This window comes from Brevibacillus composti (assembly GCF_016406105.1).
GTDB classification, from domain to species: domain Bacteria; phylum Bacillota; class Bacilli; order Brevibacillales; family Brevibacillaceae; genus Brevibacillus; species Brevibacillus composti.
The window spans coordinates 1,531,250-1,556,061 of sequence record NZ_CP066308.1; the positions used below are offsets into that span (position 1 = coordinate 1,531,250).

24 protein-coding genes, 4 tRNA genes, 2 pseudogenes and 1 riboswitch are annotated in these 24,812 nt (G+C 55.4%); of the genes and pseudogenes, 19 read left to right on the top strand and 11 right to left on the bottom strand.

Annotated elements, in window-relative coordinates; genetic code table 11:
* Positions 1-16: 16 nt before the first annotated feature.
* Positions 17-289 carry a DNA alkylation repair protein gene (locus tag JD108_RS22665; protein WP_323958410.1) on the top strand — a complete coding sequence of 91 codons (273 nt, stop codon included), beginning with the start codon at positions 17-19 and terminating at the stop codon, positions 287-289.
* Between the two features lie 432 nt (positions 290-721).
* Here the strand turns inward: JD108_RS22665 and JD108_RS08020 are convergent, their stop codons facing one another.
* Positions 722-901 (bottom strand): hypothetical protein, encoded by a 180-nt coding sequence (locus JD108_RS08020; RefSeq protein ID WP_198829320.1) that lies wholly within the window; start codon positions 899-901, stop codon positions 722-724.
* On the bottom strand, positions 898-2,694 hold the full coding sequence (thiC, locus tag JD108_RS08025; RefSeq protein ID WP_323958411.1) for a phosphomethylpyrimidine synthase ThiC: 1,797 nt from the start codon (positions 2,692-2,694) through the stop codon (positions 898-900). The genes JD108_RS08020 and thiC overlap by 4 nt, the downstream gene beginning before the upstream one ends.
* Positions 2,695-2,852: 158 nt before the next feature.
* Positions 2,853-2,965, bottom strand: a riboswitch (TPP riboswitch).
* A gap of 210 nt (positions 2,966-3,175) precedes the next feature.
* Here thiC and JD108_RS08030 point away from each other — a divergent pair.
* A pseudogene (locus tag JD108_RS08030) lies at positions 3,176-3,313 on the top strand (thioredoxin family protein); the annotation flags it as partial.
* A gap of 168 nt (positions 3,314-3,481) precedes the next feature.
* Here JD108_RS08030 and JD108_RS08035 read toward each other — a convergent pair.
* The 3 genes and pseudogenes from JD108_RS08035 to JD108_RS08045 all read right to left on the bottom strand — a co-directional run.
* Positions 3,482-4,003: pseudogene (locus JD108_RS08035) on the bottom strand (LysR family transcriptional regulator); the annotation flags it as partial.
* Positions 4,004-4,051: 48 nt separating this feature from the next.
* Positions 4,052-4,399, bottom strand: coding sequence for a VOC family protein (locus tag JD108_RS22670; RefSeq protein WP_323958412.1), 348 nt, complete (start codon positions 4,397-4,399; stop codon positions 4,052-4,054).
* Complete coding sequence (locus tag JD108_RS08045; protein ID WP_198829321.1) at positions 4,383-4,589, bottom strand: hypothetical protein; 207 nt, start codon at positions 4,587-4,589, stop codon at positions 4,383-4,385. The genes JD108_RS22670 and JD108_RS08045 overlap by 17 nt, the downstream gene beginning before the upstream one ends.
* A gap of 218 nt (positions 4,590-4,807) precedes the next feature.
* On the opposite strand from JD108_RS08045, the gene JD108_RS08050 reads away from it, so the two are divergent.
* On the top strand, positions 4,808-5,194 hold the full coding sequence (locus JD108_RS08050) for a DUF6173 family protein (RefSeq protein WP_228728352.1): 387 nt from the start codon (positions 4,808-4,810) through the stop codon (positions 5,192-5,194).
* A 28-nt stretch (positions 5,195-5,222) separates the two neighbouring features.
* Here JD108_RS08050 and JD108_RS08055 read toward each other — a convergent pair whose 3' ends face one another.
* Positions 5,223-5,642 (bottom strand): DUF3899 domain-containing protein, encoded by a 420-nt coding sequence (locus tag JD108_RS08055; RefSeq protein WP_198829322.1) that lies wholly within the window; start codon positions 5,640-5,642, stop codon positions 5,223-5,225.
* A gap of 197 nt (positions 5,643-5,839) precedes the next feature.
* On the opposite strand from JD108_RS08055, the gene JD108_RS08060 reads away from it, so the two are divergent.
* The 6 genes from JD108_RS08060 (at position 5,840) to thiM (ending at position 12,708) form a co-directional block, all read left to right on the top strand.
* A complete protein-coding gene (locus JD108_RS08060) occupies positions 5,840-7,510 on the top strand; it encodes a peptide ABC transporter substrate-binding protein (RefSeq protein ID WP_198829323.1) in 1,671 nt (556 codons plus the stop codon).
* A 148-nt stretch (positions 7,511-7,658) separates the two neighbouring features.
* Positions 7,659-8,591 (top strand): ABC transporter permease, encoded by a 933-nt coding sequence (locus JD108_RS08065; RefSeq protein ID WP_198829324.1) that lies wholly within the window; start codon positions 7,659-7,661, stop codon positions 8,589-8,591.
* Positions 8,592-8,632: 41 nt separating this feature from the next.
* Positions 8,633-9,658: an oligopeptide ABC transporter permease gene (gene opp3C, locus JD108_RS08070; protein WP_228728418.1), complete on the top strand. Its 1,026-nt coding sequence runs from the start codon at positions 8,633-8,635 to the stop codon at positions 9,656-9,658.
* A 20-nt stretch (positions 9,659-9,678) separates the two neighbouring features.
* Positions 9,679-10,686 (top strand): ABC transporter ATP-binding protein, encoded by a 1,008-nt coding sequence (locus JD108_RS08075; protein ID WP_323958419.1) that lies wholly within the window; start codon positions 9,679-9,681, stop codon positions 10,684-10,686.
* 388 nt (positions 10,687-11,074) lie between these two features.
* On the top strand, positions 11,075-11,734 hold the full coding sequence (locus tag JD108_RS08080) for a YitT family protein (RefSeq protein WP_198829327.1): 660 nt from the start codon (positions 11,075-11,077) through the stop codon (positions 11,732-11,734).
* A 155-nt stretch (positions 11,735-11,889) separates the two neighbouring features.
* Positions 11,890-12,708 (top strand): hydroxyethylthiazole kinase, encoded by an 819-nt coding sequence (gene thiM / locus JD108_RS08085; RefSeq protein WP_198829328.1) that lies wholly within the window; start codon positions 11,890-11,892, stop codon positions 12,706-12,708.
* 69 nt (positions 12,709-12,777) lie between these two features.
* Here thiM and JD108_RS08090 read toward each other — a convergent pair whose 3' ends face one another.
* On the bottom strand, positions 12,778-12,981 hold the full coding sequence (locus JD108_RS08090; RefSeq protein ID WP_198829329.1) for a hypothetical protein: 204 nt from the start codon (positions 12,979-12,981) through the stop codon (positions 12,778-12,780).
* A 240-nt stretch (positions 12,982-13,221) separates the two neighbouring features.
* On the opposite strand from JD108_RS08090, the gene JD108_RS08095 reads away from it, so the two are divergent.
* The 4 genes from JD108_RS08095 (at position 13,222) to JD108_RS08110 (ending at position 13,626) form a co-directional block, all read left to right on the top strand.
* Positions 13,222-13,314, top strand: a tRNA-Ser gene (locus tag JD108_RS08095).
* A gap of 11 nt (positions 13,315-13,325) precedes the next feature.
* Positions 13,326-13,412: transfer RNA gene (locus JD108_RS08100), tRNA-Leu, on the top strand.
* Between the two features lie 28 nt (positions 13,413-13,440).
* Positions 13,441-13,517, top strand: a tRNA-Pro gene (locus JD108_RS08105).
* Between the two features lie 35 nt (positions 13,518-13,552).
* Positions 13,553-13,626, top strand: a tRNA-Gly gene (locus tag JD108_RS08110).
* Between the two features lie 214 nt (positions 13,627-13,840).
* On the opposite strand, the gene JD108_RS08115 is transcribed toward JD108_RS08110, so the two are convergent.
* Positions 13,841-14,752, bottom strand: coding sequence for an EamA family transporter (locus JD108_RS08115; RefSeq protein WP_198829330.1), 912 nt, complete (start codon positions 14,750-14,752; stop codon positions 13,841-13,843).
* A 208-nt stretch (positions 14,753-14,960) separates the two neighbouring features.
* Here JD108_RS08115 and rarD point away from each other — a divergent pair, with 208 nt between their 5' ends.
* Positions 14,961-15,881, top strand: a complete 921-nt coding sequence (gene rarD / locus JD108_RS08120; protein WP_198829331.1) for an EamA family transporter RarD — start codon at positions 14,961-14,963, stop codon at positions 15,879-15,881.
* A gap of 84 nt (positions 15,882-15,965) precedes the next feature.
* Here the strand turns inward: rarD and pdxK are convergent, their stop codons facing one another.
* Together pdxK and JD108_RS08130 are read right to left on the bottom strand one after the other, a co-directional pair.
* Positions 15,966-16,778, bottom strand: a complete 813-nt coding sequence (gene pdxK / locus JD108_RS08125) for a pyridoxine/pyridoxal/pyridoxamine kinase (protein WP_198829332.1) — start codon at positions 16,776-16,778, stop codon at positions 15,966-15,968.
* Between the two features lie 231 nt (positions 16,779-17,009).
* On the bottom strand, positions 17,010-17,186 hold the full coding sequence (locus JD108_RS08130) for a hypothetical protein (protein WP_198829333.1): 177 nt from the start codon (positions 17,184-17,186) through the stop codon (positions 17,010-17,012).
* Positions 17,187-17,417: 231 nt separating this feature from the next.
* On the opposite strand from JD108_RS08130, the gene JD108_RS08135 reads away from it, so the two are divergent.
* From JD108_RS08135 to JD108_RS08145, 3 genes are read left to right on the top strand one after another with little or no spacing between them, the layout of a single operon-like run.
* Entirely contained in the window at positions 17,418-18,119 is a 702-nt protein-coding gene (locus tag JD108_RS08135; protein WP_198829334.1) for an ABC transporter ATP-binding protein, read from the top strand.
* Between the two features lie 22 nt (positions 18,120-18,141).
* The gene (locus tag JD108_RS08140) at positions 18,142-19,587 is read left to right on the top strand and encodes an ABC transporter permease (RefSeq protein ID WP_198829335.1); all 1,446 of its coding nucleotides are present in this window, start codon (positions 18,142-18,144) and stop codon (positions 19,585-19,587) included.
* A gap of 21 nt (positions 19,588-19,608) precedes the next feature.
* Positions 19,609-21,123: a permuted SH3 domain-containing protein gene (locus JD108_RS08145; RefSeq protein ID WP_198829336.1), complete on the top strand. Its 1,515-nt coding sequence runs from the start codon at positions 19,609-19,611 to the stop codon at positions 21,121-21,123.
* A gap of 80 nt (positions 21,124-21,203) precedes the next feature.
* On the opposite strand, the gene JD108_RS08150 is transcribed toward JD108_RS08145, so the two are convergent.
* A complete protein-coding gene (locus JD108_RS08150) occupies positions 21,204-21,974 on the bottom strand; it encodes a class I SAM-dependent methyltransferase (protein ID WP_198829337.1) in 771 nt (256 codons plus the stop codon).
* A gap of 216 nt (positions 21,975-22,190) precedes the next feature.
* On the opposite strand from JD108_RS08150, the gene JD108_RS08155 reads away from it, so the two are divergent.
* Complete coding sequence (locus JD108_RS08155) at positions 22,191-22,616, top strand: DUF1284 domain-containing protein (RefSeq protein ID WP_198829338.1); 426 nt, start codon at positions 22,191-22,193, stop codon at positions 22,614-22,616.
* 126 nt (positions 22,617-22,742) lie between these two features.
* Positions 22,743-24,782, top strand: coding sequence for a hypothetical protein (locus JD108_RS08160; RefSeq protein WP_198829339.1), 2,040 nt, complete (start codon positions 22,743-22,745; stop codon positions 24,780-24,782).
* Positions 24,783-24,812: the final 30 nt, after the last annotated feature.

Consider the following 24,812-nt stretch of genomic DNA (forward strand, 5'->3'; position numbering starts at 1 on the left):
ACAGGGAGGTGGTTTGATGACAGTCGCAGAGGTTATGAACAGGTTGGAAGAACTTGGGACAGAACAGACGAAGAAAACGCTTTTGCGGCATGGTGCAAAGGAGCCGCTGTACGGAGTGAAAGTGGGCGATTTGAAAAAGCCGGCAAGGGACGTCAAGAAGGATCAGCCGTTAGCCTTGGCCCTTTTTGATACAGGGAATCACGATGCGATGTATTTGGCCGGCCTGTGTGTCCAGCCGAAAATGACGCCAACTACTTGTCCATTACGCCCGATGACCGATTGGATCTGACTGAGAACTGTCGTCTTTTGAAGCGAGTAGAGGAAGCCATCCATGGGGAACGGAATCGGGTGCGTTATACGATGAGCCAATTTGTCATGTGTGTTGGGACTTATGTGGCAGCCTTAGATGAGGAGGCGTATAGAGTCGCGGACTTAGTCGGCCGCGTGAGCTTTACCATAATTTGGCCATCTCATAGCGACAACCGCCGGCCGATATATAGAATAAGGAATGCAATTCCTCTCACAAATTGTTTTGGGGTATCGAAGACAGCCATACTGTGCAGACGGCTGTCTCTTTTTTTTGTGCCAAAAAAACTCCCCCTGCCGAAGATGGAGGGGGAGGGGGAAGTTAAAAGAGGATCGATTGCCGGGCCCAGACTTTATGGAGCAGGATGCAGGGATCTCATAGGCAGCCGTCCTTTACACAGCCATCCATTGGCAGCTAGTAGTAGAGACTTTCCGTCCAGAGGCATTTTTGGCAGGTCCGGGAGAGCGGCGTCTCCTCGAACTCGTGGGAACAATGCTTCTGGATCTCCGAGAGCTGCTCGCGAAGCTTTGCCAGTGCCGACTCGAGGCGAATCATTTCCCTGCGCAGCAGGATGGGATCCTGGTGCTGCTTCATTCGCGCTCTGTTCCTCTGTACAATTGTCCGCCCTGTTCGCGGAATTCCCTGGCCTTTTCCCGCATTCCCGCTTCCCGCACAGCCTCCAACGCTCCCGGATTCTCCTGCGCATACGCCCGGATGTCCTGCGTAATTCTCATGCTGCAAAACTTGGGGCCGCACATCGAGCAGAAATGGGCCGATTTGGCACCCTCGGCGGGCAGCGTCTCGTCGTGATACTCGCGGGCGCGCTCGGGGTCGAGGGAGAGGTTGAACTGGTCCATCCAGCGAAATTCAAATCGCGCCTTGGACAGCGCATCGTCCCGCAGCTTGGCGCGCGGATGCCCCTTGGCGAGGTCGGCGGCGTGTGCGGCTATTTTGTAGGCGATCAGCCCGTTGCGCACGTCTTCCTTGTTGGGAAGACCGAGGTGCTCCTTGGGTGTCACATAGCAAAGCATGGCGGTGCCAAACCAGCCGATCATGGCTGCTCCGATGGCGGACGTGATGTGGTCGTAGCCAGGAGCGATGTCTGTGGTGAGCGGTCCCAGCGTGTAAAACGGCGCCTCATGGCAGAGCTCCAGCTGCTTCTCCATGTTCTCCTTGATCTGATGCATCGGGACATGTCCCGGTCCTTCGATCATCACTTGCACATCGTGCTTCCAGGCGATTTTCGTCAGCTCGCCCAAGGTCTCGAGCTCCGCAAACTGCGCCTCGTCATTGGCGTCCGCAATCGAGCCGGGTCGCAAACCGTCCCCCAGCGAGATGGAGATGTCGTAGGCCTTGAGAATTTCACAAATTTCTTCGAAGTGGGTGTATAGAAAGTTCTCCTGATGGTGAGCCAGGCACCATGATGCCAGAATCGAGCCGCCGCGGGAGACGATGCCGGTGACGCGCTGGGCCGTCAGCGGAATGTAGCGGAGCAGCACGCCCGCGTGAATCGTAAAGTAGTCCACGCCTTGCTCGGCTTGCTCGATCAGCGTGTCGCGGTAGATCTCCCACGTCAGCTCTTCGGCTTTGCCATTCACTTTCTCCAGCGCTTGGTAGATCGGGACCGTGCCAATCGGGACTGGGCTGTTGCGAATGATCCATTCCCGGGTGGTATGAATATGCTTGCCCGTCGATAGATCCATGATCGTGTCGGCGCCCCAGCGGGTGGCCCACATCATCTTTTCCACCTCTTCCGCGATCGACGAGGTGACCGCAGAAGTGCCGATATTGGCGTTTACCTTGACGTGAAAATGGCGGCCGATGATCATCGGCTCCGACTCCGGATGATTGATGTTTGCCGGGAGAATGGCGCGTCCGCTGGCGATCTCGTCCCGGACGAACTTTGCCGACACCCCTTCGCGGATCGCGACGAACTCCATCTCCGGGGTGATAATGCCGCGCCGTGCGTAGTGGAGCTGGGTAACATTTTTCCCCGGTTTGGCTCGAAGCGGCATGCGGCCAGCGCGGGGGAAGACGGGGGTGGCCTCGCGCTGTTCCTCAGACCGGTAGCCGTCATCGGCAGGTTGTACGGGCCGTCCCGTGTACCTCTCCGTATCCGCCCGCTCGGCGATCCATTTTTCGCGCAGGGCGGGCAAGCCGTTTTGGATGTCGGCCTTGTAGCCGTCCGAAGTATAGGGGCCGCTGGTGTCATAGACGCGGACGGGCGGATTGGGTGTTTCGCCGGACACACCTCGCGTCGGCTCCAGCTGAATCTCCCGCATCGGGACGCGGATGTCGGGGCGGCTGCCGACCTCGTATACTTTGCGGCTGCCGGGGAATGGCTGGACAGTGTTCAGTTCCAGGGGAGAAGTTTGTGGCATGGACATGAAAAAAACCTCCTTGTCATGGTTTGCACGTGGCATGAACCCTGAGGGAGGCGGAAGAAAACGCGTCCAATGACGAAAGGAAACGCCGCAGGAAGACCTGCGACGCCAGACGCGAGAGCGAAAAGGACAAAGATCCAGAAAAAACAGACAACGTCCTTTCGAGTCATATAGACAATTCCTCCGCTGGCATTACCCAGTTCAGGTTCAACGGTCGACGACAGAGTAGCCGTCCTCTCAGCCTGGTCATCTCCAAGCTCCCGTGCGTATGTGTTGGTGATTACGAGACCATCATACCCCTAATGTGGAGAGGTTTCAAGTGATTTGTGCAAGGATTTCCAGCAGCGAACCGCGTTAATATGTCAGGATCATAGGAAAACCCAATGCTAATGATAGTGGATTTGAAATTGAACCGATCTTTCCAAACCGCTAACGTAATAGATACGGGGCCCCTGTATCAAATACGAGAGGAGGACAGAATACCATGACAAAAGCAACGTTTTATCACGCGGGATGCACCGTTTGCGTAGATGCCCAGCAAGCCCTCTTGCAGTATCTGGACCGCTCGAAAACGGAGGTAGAAGTGATTCATTTCGCCGATCAGCCGGACAAGATTGAGGAGGCGGAACGCATCGGCGTCCAATCCGTGCCGGCGCTGGTGTTGAATGGTGCCGTTTACCACATCAACTTTGGTGCGAGCATGGAAGATGTGCGCAAAGCCGTAGGCGATCTCTCTTCTGATCGGAGCGGAGAAGGGAATCGCAGCAACCTCTTTATTCCCGAGAAATGCGAGGACCAGCTCCTCTGTTGCCAAAGGGTGACTTTCCAGCTCTTCGTCGAGCATGGGCAGGAAAACAATGCCCATATCCAGTTGATTTTCCAACAGAGCGGCGCGAATGTCGCCCGTCCGCATAGCCAGCACGGATAGCTCTACGCCGGGATATTGCTCGTGAAAAGAGAAAATTGCGGGAGGCAAGAGGTAATGGGAGACGGTCAGCAGGGAACCGATCGACAGCCTCCCTCTTTGGATGCCTTGCAGTTCGCGGATGGCGGCCCGGGCTTGGGCTAACTCGTGAAATACGCGCTGTGAATGGCTGCGCAGAATGTGTCCCGCCTCAGTTAACGCCGTTTTTTTGCCGATCCGATCGAAAAGCGGCATGCCGATCTCGGCTTCCAAGATGCGGATTTGCTGACGCAGAGAGGGCTGGGAGATCCCCACTTTTTCGGCCGCTTTGGTAAAGTGCAGTTCTTGTGCGAGGGCTAAAAAATACTCCAGTTGCTTGAGTTCCAACCAGCGCCCCTCCCTTTCCATGCAATTAGGCAAACAAAATCTAGCAATGACCCTACTTTTTTTGCTGAATCAAACCGATCCCCAATCCGACAGGATCAGCCAGATAGGCCAAGTAGAAGTCATCGAACTAATCTTTTCCCGAACGATCTGGGCACCCTGCCCGACGGCCCGGGCGATCACCTCATCGATCGAATCGACTTCGATCGTGATTCTGATCCCATGGGGATAATCCTTCGGTCCGAGCGATATGCCGCCGTTGATTCCGGGGACCTCGTCGGGACCGGTTGTTACGATGCTTAACTCTTCATGTTCTGCTTCGTTTTTACATTTCCTGCTGTTTGCACCGGTTACAGGGCGTGGGGCAGGCGGCAAAAGGGCGATGAAGGTCGTGGCGCAAGTCTTAGCTGTGAATGGCATGCAAGGCTTTATGCTCATCCTCCGGCATGACATAGAATTCATAGGTAAACATTTCAGAGCGAGGAGGAAAGGTGTGGGAAGCGTTGTTCCACACATTTCCCAGGGGAGATTTGGTCCGGTAGCGAACGCCGTGGTTGTGCAGCTTGCCCGAGATCCGCGCATAGGCTTCATCGCCAACTGCGATGTACACCAGACATGAGTATCGAGAAAAAAATCGACGAAAGAGTCCCACTGCCACCCCTCCAGATCCATTTGCTGTCTTGCTCATTCAGCTATACGGATTGCATGAAAAAGAGTTGCCTGAAAACTCTCCTGGTTGGGTAAAATCCCGCCTTTCCAGGAGCTTCATAGAAATGATAGGATAGAAGCAAGAGCTGCTGCTGTACAAATGAGAGGGGGGCGCGAGCGATGATGAACCACCTATCCAGGCCGTTGCCGCAGGTCGTGAATCAGGAATCGGATCTGTCTTTGCCATACGAAGGCATGGATGCCGAACGGGCGAGTCAATTTTGCCAGCGGCTGATCACGATGATCAACGAGTTTGACAGGAATCTGGACGAAGAGCATCAAGTGGCCATGCGCCTGGTGAGCTTTGGCCAGTCGATCACCTTCCACGTCACCCATTTGGGCTATTGCGACCCGAGTCTGATCCGTTTTTACGGAACGCTGGAAAATGGATCGTTAGTGGAGTTGATTCAGCATGTCTCCCAAATCAGCTTTCTCCTCATGGCCGTCAAGCGGGTCAATCCGATTGAGCCCAAGAAGCCGATCGGGTTTCTCTCCAAGTCGGAATGATAGAGCCGGATCCGGCTTTCTCGTTTGTCTACAGAGAGACCGAGAGTGAACAGAGAAAGCTCAGCAAAAAATAGCCGACACCTGCCCATAAAAGCAAGCCGTGTGAAACAGGTTCCGCCTGGTACACGGCTTTTTCCTGTTTTTCGTCCCCGGCCCCCATATAGGGATCAGCAGTTCCTTCGACTTGCCGCAGGAAATCTTCCTGCCGCCGCCACGATGCGAAAAAACGCTTGCAGCTCAGCCAAAAAGCCGTAAAAAACCCCCCGTGAATCACAAACAGGACGCCCCAAGCCATCAGGACCAGCAAAGACCCGTAGGAAAGGCCGTCTACCCATCCCTGCCACGTAGGCTGATTCGCGAAAAAGAGTGCATACAGCGTGGCAAACAGGGGCGGTCCGGCGAGGCTGGAGAGCATGTGAAAAGTGCTGCGAAGAGGTTGGCTACGCATAGACCCCACTCCTTTCCCGAAAAAACTCGAATCTTGTCAAAGAATAAAGAAATAAAATTCCAAAGAAAACAGCATTTTTTTGAAATTAAACTTGACTGACAATTCAGAATAATAGTATTTTGTTGTTAGTATATCGTAACAAAAATGGAATAGCTGGCAAAGTACGACAAATTTGAAAGGTGGGGGAGGAGGCAAACATGATCCACATAAAAAAGAGCGTTTCGCTTGTTCTCGCATTTTTACTGGCCTTTACTGTGAGCGGCTGCAATTTTAACTCGGAACAGAGCAATACCAATACCCAGACGCCAGGCACCGCAGAACAGCCTTCGCAACAGCCTGCGGCGAAAAAGGTTTTGCGCATCTACGAGACGGATGAGGTGCCGACGCTGGACACCGCGCACGCGCACGACAGCGCTTCTTTTGCCGTGCTGAACAACAGCATGGAGGGCTTGTACCGCAGAGACCCCAACAGCCAGCCGTACCTGGCGATGGCGGAAAAGCATGACGTCAGTCCCGACAGCCTGGTTCACACCTTTACGATCCGCTCGAATGCCAAATGGAGCAACGGCGACCCGGTCACCGCCCATGATTTCGAATACGCCTGGAAGCGGGTCTACGAGGAAGCGGGCCATTACAGCTTCATGTTTGAGACAGCGGCGATTCTCCATGCTCCCCAAATCCAGAAAGGCGAAAAAAAGCCGGAGGAGCTGGGGGTAAAGGCACTGGATGAGCGGACGCTGGAGGTAAAGCTGGAGTACCCCAATCCGCTGTTGAACCAGCTGCTTTCTTTCCCGACCTTCTTCCCGCAGAAAAAGGAGTTCGTGGAAAGCCAGAAAGACAAGTTCGGGCTGGAGTACAATACGACGCTCTACAACGGCCCCTTCATGCTGACAGACTGGAAGCATGAGCAAGGCTGGACCTTTGAAAAGAACCCTCACTACTGGGAGACGGATAAAATCAAAGTGGATCAAATCGATGTCTATGTCGTGAAAGATGTGGCGACGGCGCTGACCCTGTATGAATCCGGACAGCTGGACAGGGTCTCCCTCAACTCCTCTTTTGTGGATCAGTACCGCGACAAGGAAGGGTTCACGACGATCAAGGACCCGTCCATCCGCTTCCTCCGGTTTAACCACACGCATCCCGCGCTCGCCAATGCCAACATCCGCCGCGCGATCAACATGGCCTGGGATAAGGAAGGGTTGACCAACGTGATCCTCAATGACGGCGCTACGCCTCTGTACGGAGTGGTGCCAGGCGGCTTCTTCTTCTCGCCGGAAGGCAAAGACTACCGGGAGCTGAACGGAGAGATCAACAAAGGCACGGTAGAGCAAGCCCAGGAACTGTGGAAGAAAGGGCTGCAGGAAGTAGGCGTCAGCGAGGTAAAGGTAGCGCTGAACCTGGCCGACACCGATCAGCAGAAAAAAGTGGGCGAGTTCCTCAAGAATCAGCTGGAAAAGAATCTGCCCGGCTTTACGATGGAACTGAAGTCCGTCCCGACGAGCCAGCGCCTGGAGCTGGAAAAGGCAATCACCTACGATATCTCGATCTCCAGCTGGGGACCTGACTACTCGGACCCGATGACCTACCTCGACATGTGGGTGACGGGCGGCTCTGCCAACCGGATGAAATACTCCAATCCGAAATACGATGAGATGGTCAAACAAGCGAAGACGGAGACAGACCTCTCCAAGCGCTTCCAGATCATGCTGGAGCTGGAGAAGATGCTCTTGGTAGAGGATGTCGCCATCGCGCCGCTCTATCAGGAAGGTCTGGCGATTTTGCAGCGGCCGACCGTGAAGGATTACGTCGTCCTGCCGACCGCGCCGAAGTACAACTACCAGTGGGTGGATATCGTCAGTCCGTAACCTCTCTTTGGAAACGATCGATCTTCTGGAAAAAGAGGATGGCGCTTGCTCATCCTCTTTTCCCCTATCTCCCCGGGAAAGCGGGAACTTTTGATTGTGTCCAATCGATTGAGAAAGGGACAACCAGATAGAAAGACGAGGTGAACACATGGGGGCTTATTTGTTGAAGCGGATTGGATACATGCTGGTCACCCTGTTTGTGATCGCGACGGCGACCTTCTTTTTGATGAAGACGCTCCCGGGTACCCCCTTTACCAATGCCGACCGCCTAAATGAGCAGCAGCTCGAAAACATGCGGGCCAAATACGGGCTGGACCAGCCTGTTGCGATCCAGTACGTCAAATATTTGACCAATCTGCTCCAGGGCGACCTGGGCATGTCGTTTAAATACATGGGGCGCAGCGTAACCGAGGTGATCTTTGAGCGGATTGGCCCGTCCGCGCTGATCGGCTTTCAGGCCTTGGTGGTGGGAACGGTCATCGGGATGGTTTTGGGCATCATCTCGGCCCTCCGCCACAACAGTGTCTGGGATTACACCTCGGTCACGCTGGCCGTCTTGGGGATGTCGATTCCCTCCTTTGTCTTTGCGGCACTCTTGCAATACTACCTGGGCTTGAAGTGGGGGCTGTTGCCGCCCGCGCTGTGGAAGGGGTATGAGTACACCATCCTGCCGACGCTGGCTCTGTCTGTGACCGTGATTGCCACTGTCGCCCGATTCATCCGCACGGAGATGCTGGATGTGATCAGTCAGGATTACGTCATGACTGCCCGGGCCAAAGGGCTCACGGAGTCGGGGGTGGTCGTCAAGCACGTGCTGCGCAATGCGCTGATCCCGGTAGTGACCATGCTGGGGCCGCTGGCTATCAACATCATGACGGGCACTCTGGTGATCGAAAAGATTTTCTCTGTCCCCGGACTGGGCGAGCAATTTACCCTGTCCATTCTCGTCAATGACTACAGTGTCATCATGGGCATCACCTTGTTTTACAGCGTGCTCTTTATCCTGATGGTGTTTTTGGTTGACATCCTGTACGGCCTTCTGGACCCGCGCATCAGCGTGAGAGGAGGGGGGACAAAATGAGCGCCGAGCTGGAAAAGAACCAACTCCCGCAGCTGGCCCGCATGCCGCAGCCTCCCGCATCTGTCCACCCGCTTGCAGAGGTGACGGATGACCTTTTCGTGCATGAGCCGGTCGATGTCCGCCTGCAGGAGCAGGTGACGGGGGATGCCGTCTCCGTCTGGAAGGATGCCTGGTGGCGCCTGTTAAAAAACAGAGGGACGCTGCTGGCGATGTGCATCATCCTCGTGATCTCGGCTCTCGCGCTGGTCGGTCCGCAACTGTCGGGACGCACCTATGACGAGCAAAATCTGCTCCACTCCAATCTCCCGCCAAAGATTGCCGGCCTGGAATGGCTCGGTTTCGACGGCAGGGACGCCCGCGGCGTCGATCAATACGAGGCAAGGGGAATCACGGAGCATTTCTGGTTTGGAACGGATGAATTCGGCCGCGATCTGTGGACCCGCGTATGGAAAGGGACGCAAATTTCGCTTGGCATTGCGCTGTTGGCGGCCTTTCTCGATCTTTTGATCGGCGTGGTGTACGGAGGGATTTCCGCTTTTTACGGGGGAAAGATCGACAATGCGATGCAGCGAATCATCGAGGTCTTGGTCGGCATCCCCAATCTGATCGTGATCATCCTGTTTATCCTGATCCTGGACCAGGGGATATTCTCGATTGTGCTGGCGATGATTATTACCGGCTGGGTCGGGATGGCCCGGGTGGTTCGGGGGCAGATGCTGCAGATCAAGGCGCAGGAATTCGTGCTGGCTGCACGGGCATTGGGGGCTTCCAACCGCCGCTTGATTGTGAAGCATCTGCTGCCTAATGCGGTCGGACCGATCCTGGTGACGCTGATGTTTACGATCCCGACCGCGATCTTTTTCGAAGCATTCCTCAGCTTTATCGGACTGGGCTTGCAGCCGCCGCTGGCCTCGCTGGGCGTATTGATCCAGGACGGCTACGTGTCGATGCGGTATTTTACCTACAAGCTGGTCTTTCCCGGCGTCATCATCAGCGCGCTGATGATCAGCTTTAATCTGCTGGCGGACGGACTGAGAGATGCGCTGGACCCGCGGATGAAGAAATAGGAGGCGAACAGGAGACCATGATAAACGATCCGATCCTGACTGTGGAGAACCTGCACGTCTCATTTCACTCCCAGAACCGGGTGGTCAATGCCGTGCGGGGAGTCAGTTTTCAGTTGGAAAAAGGGGAGACGCTGGCCATCGTCGGCGAATCCGGCTCGGGCAAATCGGTGACGGCCAAAAGCGTGCTGCGCTTGCTGCCGTCCCAGACGGCAAAAATTACGGACGGAGCAATTCGCTACGGGAAGGAAAATGTGCTCTCCTATTCCCCGCGCCAGCTGCAAAGGCTGCGGGGAAAGGAGATTTCCATGGTGTTTCAAGACCCGATGACCTCGCTTAATCCGACGATGAAAATCGGCCGTCAAATCATGGAGGGACTGGCCAGACACGAAAAGCTGACGAGAGCGGAAGCGAAGCAAAAGGCGGTGCAAATGCTGGAGATGGTCGGCATCCCGCAAGCAGCGGAGCGGATCGACGCCTATCCGCACCAATTCTCCGGCGGGATGCGGCAGCGCGTCGTCATCGCGCTCGCGCTCGCCTGCCGGCCCAAAGTGCTGATCGCCGACGAGCCGACGACAGCGCTCGACGTCACCATCCAGGCGCAGATCCTCGATCTGATGCGCGATCTTCAGCAAAAGACAGGCACGGCCATCATTCTGATCACGCATGATCTCGGGGTGGTGGCCCATATGGCGCAGCGCGTAGCCGTCATGTATACGGGGGAAATCGTGGAAATCGGTCCCGTTCGGGAGATCTTCGCCAATCCGCAGCACCCCTACACCAAAGGCCTGCTCGCATCCATGCCCCGGCTCGATGCGGACCGTTCCGAGCCGCTGGTGCCCATACCGGGTTCGCCTCCCGATGCGACCAGGCTGGCAGGGGGATGCTCCTTTGCCCCGCGCTGTCCGTACGTGATGAAGGTGTGTCATCATTTTTCCCCTGAGGTGACGAGCTTGGCTCCTGATCATCAAGTATCCTGCTGGCTTCAGGACAAACGGGCAGAGAACGTGAGGAGTGCGCTCCGCTTTTGAGCGGAAAAAGCGAGCAAAGCGGAGAAAACCCCGTCGTTTCGCTGCAATTTCCTGATCAACCCCCAGAGCCATTGGCCAAAAATCAAAAATACGGCTGATTTCGCGGAGCTATCGGGGATAGCCGCGTTCGAGAAGTTCCATTTTTTGTGGTAGAATAAAGGCAACTCAGAAGGAAAGGATCAGGATACCAATGGTTCCGTATAGGAGCGTATGGAAACGTTATGATCTCTCCTACACATAGCGTCGCAGCTTGTCGATCGTCGCGAGGACGACTTAACCAGCTGCGAAAGTGAGGAAATAAACATGGAACGCTGTCTGTATGTCAGAGGTTCCTCCGTGGTCGGTTGGTCGTCCAGGCCAAAACCGATGACATTGCGAGGAATTGAAGATGAGGAGAGCAAAGCCGTTACGAAAACAGTTTGCTGAGCTTAGTTTGATTTTGTTTGGAGCTTGTCTGTTAGCGTTTGCGTACTACCATATCAATTTTCAAAACCATTTGTCGGAAGGCGGATTTGTCGGTCTGGCGCTTTTGGCCAAATACGGATTCAACCTGCCGCCGGCGGCGACCATGCTGGCTCTCGACATCCCGCTGTTTATCATGGCGTGGCTGATCAAAGGGCGCCGGTTCATCTGGAATACGATGATCGCTTCGGTCGCGTTTTCCGGGTTTTACGAGTTATTTGAACGTTTTTCACCGATCGTCATAGATTTGGGCAACTACATGATTGCGGCATCCGTGCTGTCCGGCCTCTTGACCGGATTGGCGACAGGGATCGTCCTGCGGTACGGAGCTGCCACAGGCGGCGACGACATCATGTCGGTTCTCTTGAGCAAGTACACGGGCCTGTCGATCGGGACGATCTTCTTGCTTTTGGACTGCATGGTGCTGGCCCTCTCGTTTTTGTACCTGCCTGTGGGCGAAGTGTTTTATACCGTCCTGGCCGTCGTGATTGCCAGCCGGATCATTACCTGGACAGTGGGCAAAGCGCCGCTGACAGAGGAAGACGCAGTGGATGGACATGTGCAAAGTGTCGGTTCCGCGTCATGAGCAGGGAGCAGGAGGATGCCGGAATGCTTCCGCTCACCGGAATAACCGCGAGTCGATACAGGGCTTGCGGTTTTTCTGTGCTTTTTCCGCAGTCATTTTTTTCGGCGTTAGGTGTTCTATCATAAATCACTAGAAGAAGCAGGAGTGAAGCAAGCATGGTTGATTTGCAGCAAGCATCTGGTCTGCTGGAGCGGGTAAGGGAGCAGCGGCCGCTCGTCCATAACATCACCAATGTGGTGGTCACCAATTTCACCGCCAATGGACTGTTGGCTCTGGGAGCCTCCCCGGTCATGGCGTACGCCCAGGAAGAAGTGGCGGACATGGCCAAGATCGCGGGGGCACTGGTGCTGAATATCGGCACGTTGAATCCGGCGGAAGTGGAGGCCATGATCGTGGCCGGTCGCTCGGCGAATGCCCATCAGGTGCCCGTGGTCTTTGATCCGGTCGGGGCCGGAGCGACACCGTACCGAACAGAGACGGCCAGACGGATTCTCCGCGAGGTCAGGGTGACGCTCCTGCGCGGGAATGCGGCCGAAATCGCGCATGTGGTCGGCGAAGACTGGGAGATCAAGGGTGTCGATGCAGGCGTAGACGAGCACAGCCAAGACAAGGCGGCGCTCGCTCAAAAAGCGGCAAGGCAATGGGCGACCCACGTCGTCATCACCGGAAAAGAAGACATCATCACCGATGGGCAGCACACCTGCCTGATCAAAAACGGCCATCCGCTTTTGACCAGCGTGACCGGTACGGGCTGTTTGTTGTCTTCGCTCATCGGCGCATTCTTGGCGGTGGAGAAAGACGTCTTGCTGGCCGGAGCCTCCGCACTGATCAGCTACGGTGTCGCCGCCCAATTGGCAGCGCAAAAAACGGCACAACGGGGTCCCGGAAGCTTTCAGGTGGAACTGTTGAATCAATTGGCGGCAGTGAGAGCGGAAGATCTGCTTCGTGATGGCGTTGTCGCGGTGATGAAGTAAAGAATTTGCGGAATCATAGCAGGAAGGTGAGAAGGAGCAGTATGGCGGCGTAAGGTGAAGAGCTGTGCATTACCCGATCATCGTGGCAATATAGCGGTACTTCTTGAGCGAATAGGCGAGCAGCTTTTTCTGGTGTTCCGAAAGAGACAGAAAAACGATTTCCACCTGTTCTCTGTCGACCGGTCGAACAGCGTAATGCGCGATCCCGTGAATGGATATTTCGGAAAGCAGGCGGGCAGCTGCGTCCACGTTCGTCCGTATGTGTATTTCCAATGAAATCATTCCTCCTTGACCAGAGAATAGAGTAACAGATTATGGAGGAAAAAATCAGGGGAAATGTGACAAAACAGAGAAAAAATGTTAGTTGTTTCCCCTGTTTCCTCGTAGAACGCCGGAGGGGAGCGGACGGAAACGGAATGGAATTTTTTCAAAGAATTCCTCTTGAAAATGATCGGCTGCTATGTTAGAATCTATTTTGTTGGCGGGCATTGCTGATAGAAATGCTCTCGAATTGGATGGATGTCCGAGTGGCCGAAGGAGCACGATTGGAAATCGTGTAGACGGGGATGACTCGTCTCGTGGGTTCAAATCCCACTCCATCCGCCAGAATATGCAATGCGGTCGTGGCGGAATTGGCAGACGCGCTAGATTCAGGTTCTAGTGGTGGCAACACCGTGGAGGTTCAAGTCCTCTCGACCGCACCATTTTTCATTTTTTCAATCGCTATGAAATCGGGAAGTGGCTCAGCTTGGTAGAGCGCTTGGTTCGGGACCAAGAGGTCGCAGGTTCAAATCCTGTCTTCCCGACCATCAAGATTTTCCTCGGGGAAAATCGACCGCTGCATGCGGGTGTAGTTCAATGGTAGAACTCCAGCCTTCCAAGCTGGTCGCGTGGGTTCGATTCCCATCACCCGCTCCATTTACCGAACCTCCATGCAGCCGGCACGCTTTTGACGCCGTGCCACACAAAACGGATGCAAGCCCAGTATTTGCCGAAGAGGCAGGTGCTGGGTTTTTTGGTGTTCCCGCCGGCGAAAAAAGACCCTTCCCGCAAAAAAAGCGCGCCAAACGATGATCACCACCGTTTGGCGCGCCTCAAATTGCGACATGTAGTTCCCGGAAAAGCTGCGCATTCAGCTCCTGCTGCGACTCAGGATGTGGCGAGCAGGACGGCGAGCAGGTCTTTGACCGAGCTGCGGCAGGGTGATCGCCAGCAGGATGAGAGCGACGCCGGCCCACTGTGCGCCCGTCACTTGCTCATGCAGGACAAAGCTGGAGAGCAGGACCACAGTCGGCAGCTCGGCAGCGCTGAGGATCGTCGAAAGTCCGTTGCCCAGACGCGGCACGCCGATGGCGAGGCAGAGGATCGGGATTACCGAACCGAAGCAGCCGACCAAGAGCGCATAAGGGAGAAGACCGTCCCACAGTCTGCCGTTCACCAGAAAGGACGGAGGATATACGAACGACAACAGGACGGCGGCCAAGCTGATCGAGACGGCGCTCCGCAGATAGGGATTCATGTCTGGGACGAGGCGACCGCTCAAAAAAATAACCCCGGCAAAAGTCGCTCCCGAGAGAAGTCCCGCCGCCAAGCCGTAGATGCTGACCGACTCCAAGCTGCCCAGATTCAGTCCGCTGGCCATGAGCGTGCCGATTCCCAGTAGCACTAGAGAGCGCCACTGCCCGCGCGTGGGCCATTTGCGATCCGCGATCGATTCGATCAGGACGCCGATCCAGGTAAACTGGAACAGCAGGACGATGGCGAGAGAAGCGGAGAGGCGGCTCACCGCCTGATGGTAGAAAAAGCTGGTAGAGGCCATCATCAGGCTGACCGGCAGCAAGAGGTACAGATAGCGCCAGCGAAAGCGCTCCTTGGATATAAAAAAGGCGATGACTGACATGAGCAGACCGCCAAAGATTAACTGACTCGCACTTAATTCAACAGGGGTAAAGCCAGCACGAAAGGCTGCTTTCATAAAAACAGAGAGAACCCCGTAGCTCACAGCTCCCGCAAGAATGACAAGCACGTATCTCCAGTATGACATGATTGAACTTCCTTTCTTCTGACTAAACATTTTCGAACGGAACAATTGTACTATGGAATGAAAAGAGTTACAATTGGAGATTTTGGATGCCTTTGTTGTGCTTATGCATCGCGTAAATAGATAGATGGGAGCGCCCCCTATCGTTTACACTGGGGAGAGTCACAGATTCGGATGTGAAAAGACGTACGGCAAGCGAGGGACATACGATATGAAACAAGGGGTCTTGTACGCGGCAGCGGCCTACCTGATGTGGGGACTGCTGCCGATCTATTGGAAGGTATTCGAGAAAATGGGTGCCTGGGAGATACTCGCGCATCGCGTCTTCTGGTCGGCGGTGTTTGTAGTCGCCATCCTTCAGATCACCGGAAAGCTGCGGAATTTGCGCAAATCGGTATCGGGGAAAAAGACCTGGGCCACGCTGTTTATCAGTTCGCTGATCATCAGCGGCAACTGGCTGATCTTCATCTGGGCGGTCAACAACGATCATGTGCTGGAGTCCAGCCTGGGCTATTACATCAATCCGCTCTTGAGCGTGTTGTTCGGCGTCCTCTTTTTAAAAGAACGGCTCCGGGCAGGACAGTGGATCGCGATCGGACTGGCCGCCGTCGGAGTCACGGTCATGACGATCAACTATGGGAAGGTCCCGTGGGTGGCGATCTCGCTCGCGCTCACCTTTGCTTTGTACGGTTTGGCGAAAAAGAAGGTGCAGCTGGAGTCGATGATGAGTCTCGCCTGGGAGACGCTGTTCATCGCGCCGATTGCGCTCGTCTATTTGCTTACGCTTCAAGTGAACGGGCAGGAGACCGTCACCCTCCTAAAAGGCTGGCAAATGGCGTTGCTGGCTTCCGCAGGCGTGGCGACCGCGCTGCCGCTCTACTGGTTTGCCCGGGCGGCCAAGCGTTTGCCGCTCTCGACCGTGGGTTTTATTCAATACTTGTCCCCGACGATTTCGCTGTTGCTCGCCGTTTTTCTGTTTCACGAGCCATTCACGTCGACCCATTGGCTGAGCTTTGGCTTCATCTGGAGTGCGTTGCTTGTCTTTTCCATCAGTTCGTTGCGCAAGCAGACGCCGCAGGTACAGCAGCCGCATGCGCCGCAGCCGAATTTGGCTTTGAAAAAGAAAGCCTAGTCCCCGGCACAACCGGTACAGGGGCGAGGCAAAACAACACCCACCTTCTCCATGCAGAGGGTGGGTGTTGTTTTGTGCTCTCAGCTATTTTTTCAGTTGGCGATAAGCGCCGTGATGGGTCGGCCCCACATACTCATTCAGCTGGAAGGAGTGGCGGATCGCTTCCGTAATAAATTCCTTGGCTACGTAAACAGCGTCGCGGACGGACTGTCCTTTGGCCAGCTCGGCGCAGATGGCGGCGGAATAGGTGCATCCCGCGCCATGCGTGAAGGTCGTGTCAAAACGCTCCGCTTCCAGGATGTCAAAGGTTTCACCATCGTAGAGGACGTCGACGGCTTTTTCATGAGCCAGCTTGCCGCCGCCTTTAACCAGGACGTATTTCGCCCCTTTGTCGTGGATCCGCTTGGCCGCTTCCTTCATGTCCTCAACCGTCTTCAGCGCTCCCATCTGGCTAAGCTGTCCGGCTTCGAACAGGTTCGGCGTCACGACGGTCGCACGCGGCACCAGCACCTCGCGCAGACTGTCCGCGTTCTCTGGATGGAGCACTTCGTCGGCTCCCTTGCAGACCAGCACCGGGTCGACTACCACGTTTTTCAGCTGGTACTGATCGATTTTTTTGGCGGCCAGCTCGATCAGCTCCGTCGTCCCCAGCATCCCGGTCTTGACGGCATCCACTCCGATTCCGGAGAGAACCGTCTCCAGCTGTTTTTCCAGCGTATTCAGTTCAATCGGAAACACTTCATGGAACCAGGAGTTATGCGGGTCTTGTGCGACGATGACGGTCAAGGCGGTCATCCCGAATACCCCAAGCTCCTGAAACGTTTTCAGGTCTGCCTGAATGCCAGCCCCGCCGCTGGTATCAGATCCTGCGATGGTCAATGCTTTTTTCATGGTCATGGCGCTATCCCCTCTGTATCGCAAACGGTCCGTTTGCGGTGAAATGAAATATGAAAATAAGTGCAAAGGCGGCTTGGTCCAAAGTGGCGAAGCCGACTTTTCCTATCTTTATTGAAGAGGAAAAAAAGACAGGTGTCAATAAGCGGGTGAAGCATGAAAAAACCACCAGCTCCCGCAAGGAATGGTGGTTGGCAATCAGAGCGCATACGGCTCTCGAATCGAATGTCTTCGTTATTTATATCCGGAAGCAATGTGATGAAAAGAGAAACGGATCGGAGTGGACATGGCTTTCGACCTCGTACGGGCCAGCTTTCTTGCTTCTTTGGCTGCTTCAAACATGCTCCCTGCCTTGATGACTTCCACCCATTGACGTGTAGCTGTTTCAAATAAAAAGCGATAGATATTCATCTGCACTCTGCCCTCTCGTGTTTTCTTTACACATCTCCATTGTATCAAGGGACTGGCATGATTTGGCTAACGGAATATTACGGATTGATGAAGAACCTGTTGCCAAGCTGTGAACGTCTTGGTCCCAAACTTTTAAAAAAGCAACTGTTACGTTTTTCCTGCTTTTTCGTCTATATACAATGAAATGATTCTTCCAAAAATGTCAAAAGAAAAATGGGGTGTACGAGAGAGATGGCCAACGGAGAGGGAGAATTGACGGTAGAAAACGTCAACCACAGCTACACGACGGGGAAGATCAAGGTCCCTGTCCTCTATGATATTAACCTCCACATCAAAAAAGGAGAGTTTGTAGCGCTGTGCGGGTCTTCAGGTTCGGGGAAGTCTACCCTGCTGAACCTGCTCGCGGGACTGACGAAGCCCGATGAGGGGAAAATTTTCGTGAGCGGCGAAGAGATTTCGCGGTTTGGCGAAAATGAGCTTTGTTTGTTTCGACGCAGATGCATGGGCTTTATCTTTCAGTCCTACAATCTCCTGCCAGGGCTTACCGCGCTGGAAAATGTGGAGCTTCCGCTGATTTTTGCCGGGGAAAGCCGGAAAAAGAGACGAGCGCGGGCAGCCGAAATCCTGGAGCGCATGGGGCTGGAAGGACGCCTGGATCACCGGCCGAACGAGCTGAGCGGCGGACAGCAGCAGCGTGTCAGTATTGCCAGGGCGCTGGTCAACAATCCCAGCATCGTGCTCGCTGACGAGCCGACGGGCAACCTCGACAGCAAAACGGAGCAGGAAATCCTCGATCTGATGCGGCGGATGAATCGGGAGAGCAATACCACATTTATTATCGTTACGCATGAGCAGGAAGTAGCCGAGCAATCCGACCGGGTGATCTATCTGCAGGACGGACGAGTAGTGCAGAGGCGGACGAGACCGGCGTGACAGGGTATGAGGTGAAACAGACGTGAAATTATTGGACTCTTTTCGGATTGTGTGGAGGAACCTGTGGCGCATGAAGCTTCGGACCGCGCTCACCTCTGTAGGGGTGATGATCGGGACAGCGGCGATCGTGTCGATGATTGCGCTCAGTTTGGGACTGAAGGAAAATGCCGTGAAAAGTTTGGAGAACTTCGGGAATCTGATGGAGCTGGACGTGCAGCCAGCCTTTTACATTCAGGAAGAGGACCGGATGATTCCGGAAGACGAGCGGAAGAAGCTGAACATGGCGGCGATTCAAGAGCTGAAAGCCATTCCCGGCGTAGAGGCGGTCATGCCGATCAAGCGCTTGCATGGCGGGACGAAGCTGAAAGTCGGCAGGCGGGAAGGCTACGTCGAGCTGGTGGGTGTCGATGTCAAGGAGTCTGCCGCTTACCGCAAAAACGAGATTGAAAAAGGCGAGTACCTGTCCGGTTCTCCCCAGGAGATCGTCGTCTCCTACTACGTTCCGCGCGAGATGAGAGACGTGGAAAAAGAAAAGCGGGAGGCGCGGATGAGAAATGCGGGCAACTCCCCGCCGGAGAATTTCCCCCCGCCCCGGATGGGCAGGGGCGGTGGCGGAGAGGAAGGACCGGCTCCGTTTGACATCGTCGGCAAGGCCGCGACCATTGTCCTGACCCGCGAATACATGATCGACGACGAACTGAAGCTGGAGAAAAAGGACGTCCGGGTCCGCGTGGTCGGCCAGCTGGAAAAGTCGGATAACTGGCGCTATGGAAATGTCGCCTATGCGCCGCTCAGTCTGATCAAAGAGATGAATGACTGGCTGAACCGGGATCGGGGAGACCAGTCTGGCGAAGGCAGTTCCAGACGGACCCGCGACCGGGAGCAGGACGAATTCGTCTTTGATGAGCTTACCGTCAAGGTAGAGTCGCGGGAAATGGTAGAGAGCGTCGTGGCCGACCTGAAAAAGAAGGGCTTTGAGGTCTGGTCCCCCGCTCGCGAACTGGAGCAGATCAACAAATTTTTCTTCGTGATCCAGCTCATTCTCGGCGGGATCGCTGCCATCTCGCTCTTGGTCGCGTCGATCGGGATCGTCAATACGATGATCATGTCCATTCTGGAGCGGACCAAAGAGATCGGGATTATGAAGGTCATCGGGGCCACCGTCTACAATATTCGCTGGCTCTTCCTGATGGAGTCCGGATTTATCGGCTTGATCGGCGGCCTGACCGGGCTGGGGCTCGCTTGGGGCGCCGTGTCGCTGGTGAACTACTTCGGCAAAGCAGGCGGGATGATGGACGGATTTATGATGGGCGGCGGCGGCGGAGAGATGTCCAATCTCGCTGTGATTCCGACATGGCTCGCGCTGTTCGCCATCGGGTTTGCCTTTGTGATCGGGCTGCTCGCGGGGATCTTCCCGGCGATTCGCGCATCCCGTTTGAGTGCACTGCAAGCGATACGATCTGACTAAGGAAATGTGGGGTTACGAAAGATGACAAAAAAGAAGAAATGGATCATCATAGCGGCCGCCCTGGTACTGCTTGGCGGAGGAAGCGTTTTTGGCTATACGAAGTTGAAGAGCGGCGAAACGTCGGGAGAGATGCCGCAGGATCAGCCGCCGCCGCTGCCGACAGTTGCGGTGGAGATGGGAGAAGTGAGCAAGGCGATCTTTTCCGCCGGGACCGTAGAGGCCAAAGCGCGGGAAGAAGTGAAGCCGGAGCTCAGCGGCAAGGTAGAAAAAGTATTCGTCACAGAAGGGCAGCGCGTGTCCAAAGGCGATCCGCTTTTCTCCATCGACGGGTCGGACGCCGCGCTGGAGCTGCAAAAGCAGGAGCTGAGCATCATCAGGGCCGAGAAGGAGCTCGCTGAGATCCGTAACAAAAAGGACAGGATCACCGCAGAAAAGGGCGGCAAAATCAAAGAGGTGCTGATCAAAGAAGGCGATCAGGTCACGCCGGAGACGATCGTCGCCAAAATGGTCAACACCGACTATCTCAAAATTACAGGGAAGTTCACCGCGTATGAAGCGGAACGATTCAAGCTGGGCCAGCAGGTAAAAGTCTTTCTCTCCGCCTCCCTGTCGTATATCGACGGCACGATTACCAAAATCGATTTGACCGGCGCCAAGGAAAAAGGCGTCGGCGGCGTACACGATGTAGAAGTGCTGGTAAAAAAACCGGGAGCCATCTACGTCGGAGATCTGGGAGAGGTGCAGTATACCGATCCGCGCGGAATCCTGTTCGCGAGCCAGATCGCGACGCCGTTTGAAAATCCGGACGACATCGATCTTTATGCGGGAACCCACGGAAAAGTAGGAAAAGTGGAGATCGAAAATGGCGATGAGATCCAAGCAGGGCAGCTGATCGCGAAAATGGACATGTCCTCCGTCGATCTGGAATTGAAGGAAAAAGAACTCATCCTGCGCGAATCCCAGCTTACCATGGAGCAGAAGCGGCGCGATCTTGCCAAGAGACAGGTGACGGCACCGATCAGCGGCGTGATCACCAAGCTGAATGTGACGGCAGGGGAGACGCCTGACTCCGGAAAACCGGCCGCGATCATCATGGATACCAGCGCCGTCTATTTCGTCGCCGCCGTGGATGAAATGGACATTCCGTCGATTAAGCTGGGTCAGCACGCGGAGGTGTACGTGACGGCGTTTGGCAACAAGCCGTTTGAGGGAAAAGTGGTAGAAGTGCCGAAAGAAGGGACCAAGGAAGACAAGACGGTTCGCTTCGCGGTCAAGATCGAGCTCTCGGATACCAGCGAAATGAAGCACGGCATGACGGGAGATTGCGACATTTACGTCGATAAAAAAGAGAATGTCCTCCGCTTGCCCCTCCAGGCTGTCGAGATCGTAGAAGAAGGAAAAGGGACGGTCATGGTCAAAGACCCGAACACCGGGGAGCCGATGCCCAAAGAAGTCGCAGTGGGAATCGAAGGCTCGGAGTACGTGGAGATCGTCAGCGGGCTGAGCGCTGGGGAAGAGGTCGTCCTCAACTTCTGATTTCCAGAGAACGATTGATATGCAGATCGCCCGGTCCGCCCTCCGAGGAAGGCAGCCGGGCGATCTTTTGTCTGCACAGGCTAGCGAGCTGGCTTGAGGGCGGCGACGCGGATCCGCTTGTAGTCAATGACCCAGGTGCCGTCTTGAAACAACTGCGGGCGGAGCACTTCGGCGATCTCCAGGCAGGCGCTTTTGATCTGAGAGGACGGCATCCCGGCAAAGAAAGGACCGCAAAAGCTCTGCAGCCAATGATTCAGACCGGCTTCGCCATCCCCCAGGGGAGTCGGCCTCTCAAACAGGTGGGCCATCGTCACGGTGAAGCCTTGCCGCTCCAGCAAAGTGGCATAGGCGCCGATGCTGGGAAAGTACCACGGCATGCGCTGATCCGCATCGATTCCCCGGGACGCCAGCACGACGCGCAGGGCATGGACGACCTGCTCCACATTGCCTGCTCCGCCAAACTCGGCGACGAAGCGTCCGCCGGGGCGAAGCGCCAGCCAGATGCTTTCGATCGCGTCTTCCGGCTGCTTCATCCAGTGCAGGGCGGCATTGGAAAAGACCGCGTCATATTCTTCAGCAGTGCGAAAGGTATGGGCGTCTGCAACCAAAAACGGCAGGTGCGGGTATTTCTTTTTGGCTGTGGCGATCATCTCTGCGGAATGGTCGATCCCTGTCGGATAGGCACCGGCGGCCGCCATCTCTTGCGCCAGATCGCCAGTTCCGCACCCCAGATCGAGGATTTTCTCGCCAGGTGCAGGCTGAAGCCACTCCAGCACGCCTTTCCCAAAGGCGGAGACAAAGCTCATCTTGTTGTCGTACAATTGCGAATTCCAAGCGTTTGACATGCTCATCGGAATCCCTCCTTGGTATGTTTGTAGCAGATGAAAAGCCTATATGTCAAATCTATTTAGATAAGATTATCGATAGGTTTTTCCTATGGGTAAAAAAGGATTGTCCAAATGGGGAAAACCGATCTTGTGATACAATCAGCGTAAGATCACAGCTTTCCGGGGCGAGATCCCGGGCAAATCGGAACGGTTGAAAGCGGGAGACAGGAGGTTTGGCGGATGGAACCGATAACGCTGCGCGGACATCACTTGCTGTGCGTGCACGGCTTTCGCGGAATGGGCTACAGCCCGGCGTTTGTCGCGAAGATGAGTGAAGTCGTGGAGAAAATACGGGACGTTGGGCAGGATTTTTCGATTCGTGTCGTGCAAGGTCTGGATGACACCTGCCAGTTTTGTCCCAATAAGGGAGAAAATCGCTGCGAGGCTTCCTCCGATTCGGAAGCGCATGTCCAGCAGTTGGATCAAAACGTAATCCAGCAGCTCGGGATCGCGGCAGGTGAAGTGTATCTCAAATCGGAGCTGATCCGGTGGACAAAAGAACGGGTCCATCCCGATGATCTGGCCCGCCTCTGCGAGGGCTGCTCCTGGTACTCGTACGGCGTATGCCAGGAAGGGATCGCCGCTCTGCGGGAAGGGACAACGTAGCATCCGTTTGGATTCTTTTTCCTTTTGCAGCCCGCAAAGGAATGATTCGGATTTTGTCGAATAAACAGATACCGAGAACAGCGAGATGCGCATAGCGGAACGTGAAGGAAAGTGAGAGGACAGATTGTGAAAAAGAAGATGATCTTTGCGCTGCTGCTCAGCCTGATCGCAGGCAGCGTTTTTCCCGGCCCGATGGTCACTCCTGTACAGGGTGCGGGTGAACCAGCAAAACAACATAGCCAGGCTGCGAGGCCGCAGACAACCCCCGTTCATGAAATGATCATCTTTAACGACTATCAGGTAGCAGGAGTGGGAACCGACGGGTTGAACTGGGTGAAGCACAACGAATTCATTTTGCCGCCCAAGACCCCGCTCGATATCGACATTGTGCAGACCACCTATCAGGCGCGTCCGCAAAGCCCCAATCAAAACAGCATGCAAGTCTTTCTGGATCAGCGGGAACTGCCCGAATTCGCCAGGGAGACACATGGTGATACCCAGCAGCTTCGATGGCAGGTACCGCGCTTTACGATACCGGACAGCCAGCTGTCGCCCGGGAATCATCTCCTGACCTTTGTGGTGAGAGATGGCAGCGGCAGATCGAGCAGCGTCAATGTGAGCTTCCGCGTAGAGAGCGAAGTGTATCCCCTGATTTTTATCGGCAACCCGGCTGATAAGGTCCAGCTGGCCGCAGGTGCTACGGACCACATCTACGGCAAGTCTGGCTCCCGCAGCTACTATGCTTCGGTGCCGGGCACGTGGAAACTCTCGTTTAAGGAAAACGGCCGCGAACTTTTGACCGGGAAAAATCAGACCTTCCAAACGGGCGGGCTGGTCCAAGGCGTATACGAGCTGGTGTTTACGCCGGAGGACGTGAATCTCTGGCAGTGGCACGCGACGCTGCATATCGGGTTCGTCGATTTGTACCAGGGTGAGGATGCATCGGGTCAAAAGCTCTCCCCGGGCCAAAAGATTACGGCGGAAAAAGCGCCGAGCACGGTAAAGCTGTTCGCCGAGGTGCCGGGGCGCTGGTGGGTGAACGGGACGGGTCAAACGCTGACCGAGTCCAGACAGTTCGAAGTCGCGATCCCTGAACATCTGGCGGGCGTGACGCTCGCCGTCCAATATACGCCCGAGGCTGCCGACCATTCCGCCTCCACTTCTGTGCAGATCCAGGTCCCCGGGAGTGTCCATGCATGCGCGCGAACCGACGGCAACGTGGATATGGACATCCTGATGCGCAACAATGACAAGTCTTCCCTGCAGGTGGAGCGGGTGAATTTGTCCCCGACTGCCAGCACGATCAAGGTGTACCAGCACCCGATTCACGAAATCTGGCTGGCCACAGCCGCCGATTATCTCAAGCAGCAGGACGAAGATAGCGAGGAGGGGCCAGGAGTCTGGGTCGTGAATAACGTCGTGGCGGATGCGGCCAAGCTGAACTGGGATCATACCGCCCTCGAGCTGTCCAAATACGGCCGGGGCCGACATCAGGTGATGTACTACAGCAAAAATTCGCCGGGAGAATCCTGGTGCGCCACGGTGCAGATTATCGAGGATTCGCGTCCGATCCCGTCGGATACGTCTTGTGACCGTCTGGAATCGGGCGTCGTCCCGCCATCGGCACAGATGACGCTGAAGGGGAGGGGGAAGACGCTGACGAATGGCATGACGGTCACCATCCAATCAGAGCGGGATTGGGAGGCGTATGAGACCCTCGAGCTCTCCGCTACCCATGCCGTCATGAAAGGCTTCCAGCGGCGGAAGCTGGTGAAAAACAGCAAGTCCGACCTGCGCACCATCACTTTCCCGGATCTGGTCTGGGAGACGGATACGACGCGTGTAGGGGAGCGCGTGGAATACAACGGCGGATTGATCGCCTCCGAGAACAGAGTCGAGGTACTCTACAACGGAACAGAAACCATCGGCATGATTGCCCCGACGCGGCGAGGCGAGGATGGCGGCCGGGATGAGGGCGAGGAAGCGATAGCGCTGCGCTCCATTATCGAACAGGCCGGATCGAAGCCGGGCACCTACACGGTCAAGGTGACAAACAAACTGAGCTATCAGTCCTGCGCCTTGGAAAACTACCGCAAAGGCAAGCGAAAAGTGATCCAAACTAAAGATAATGTGCAGACGTTCACCGTGAACATCGTCCTTCCCTAGTTCTTGCTTCGGCAAGAACTTTTTTTCTGA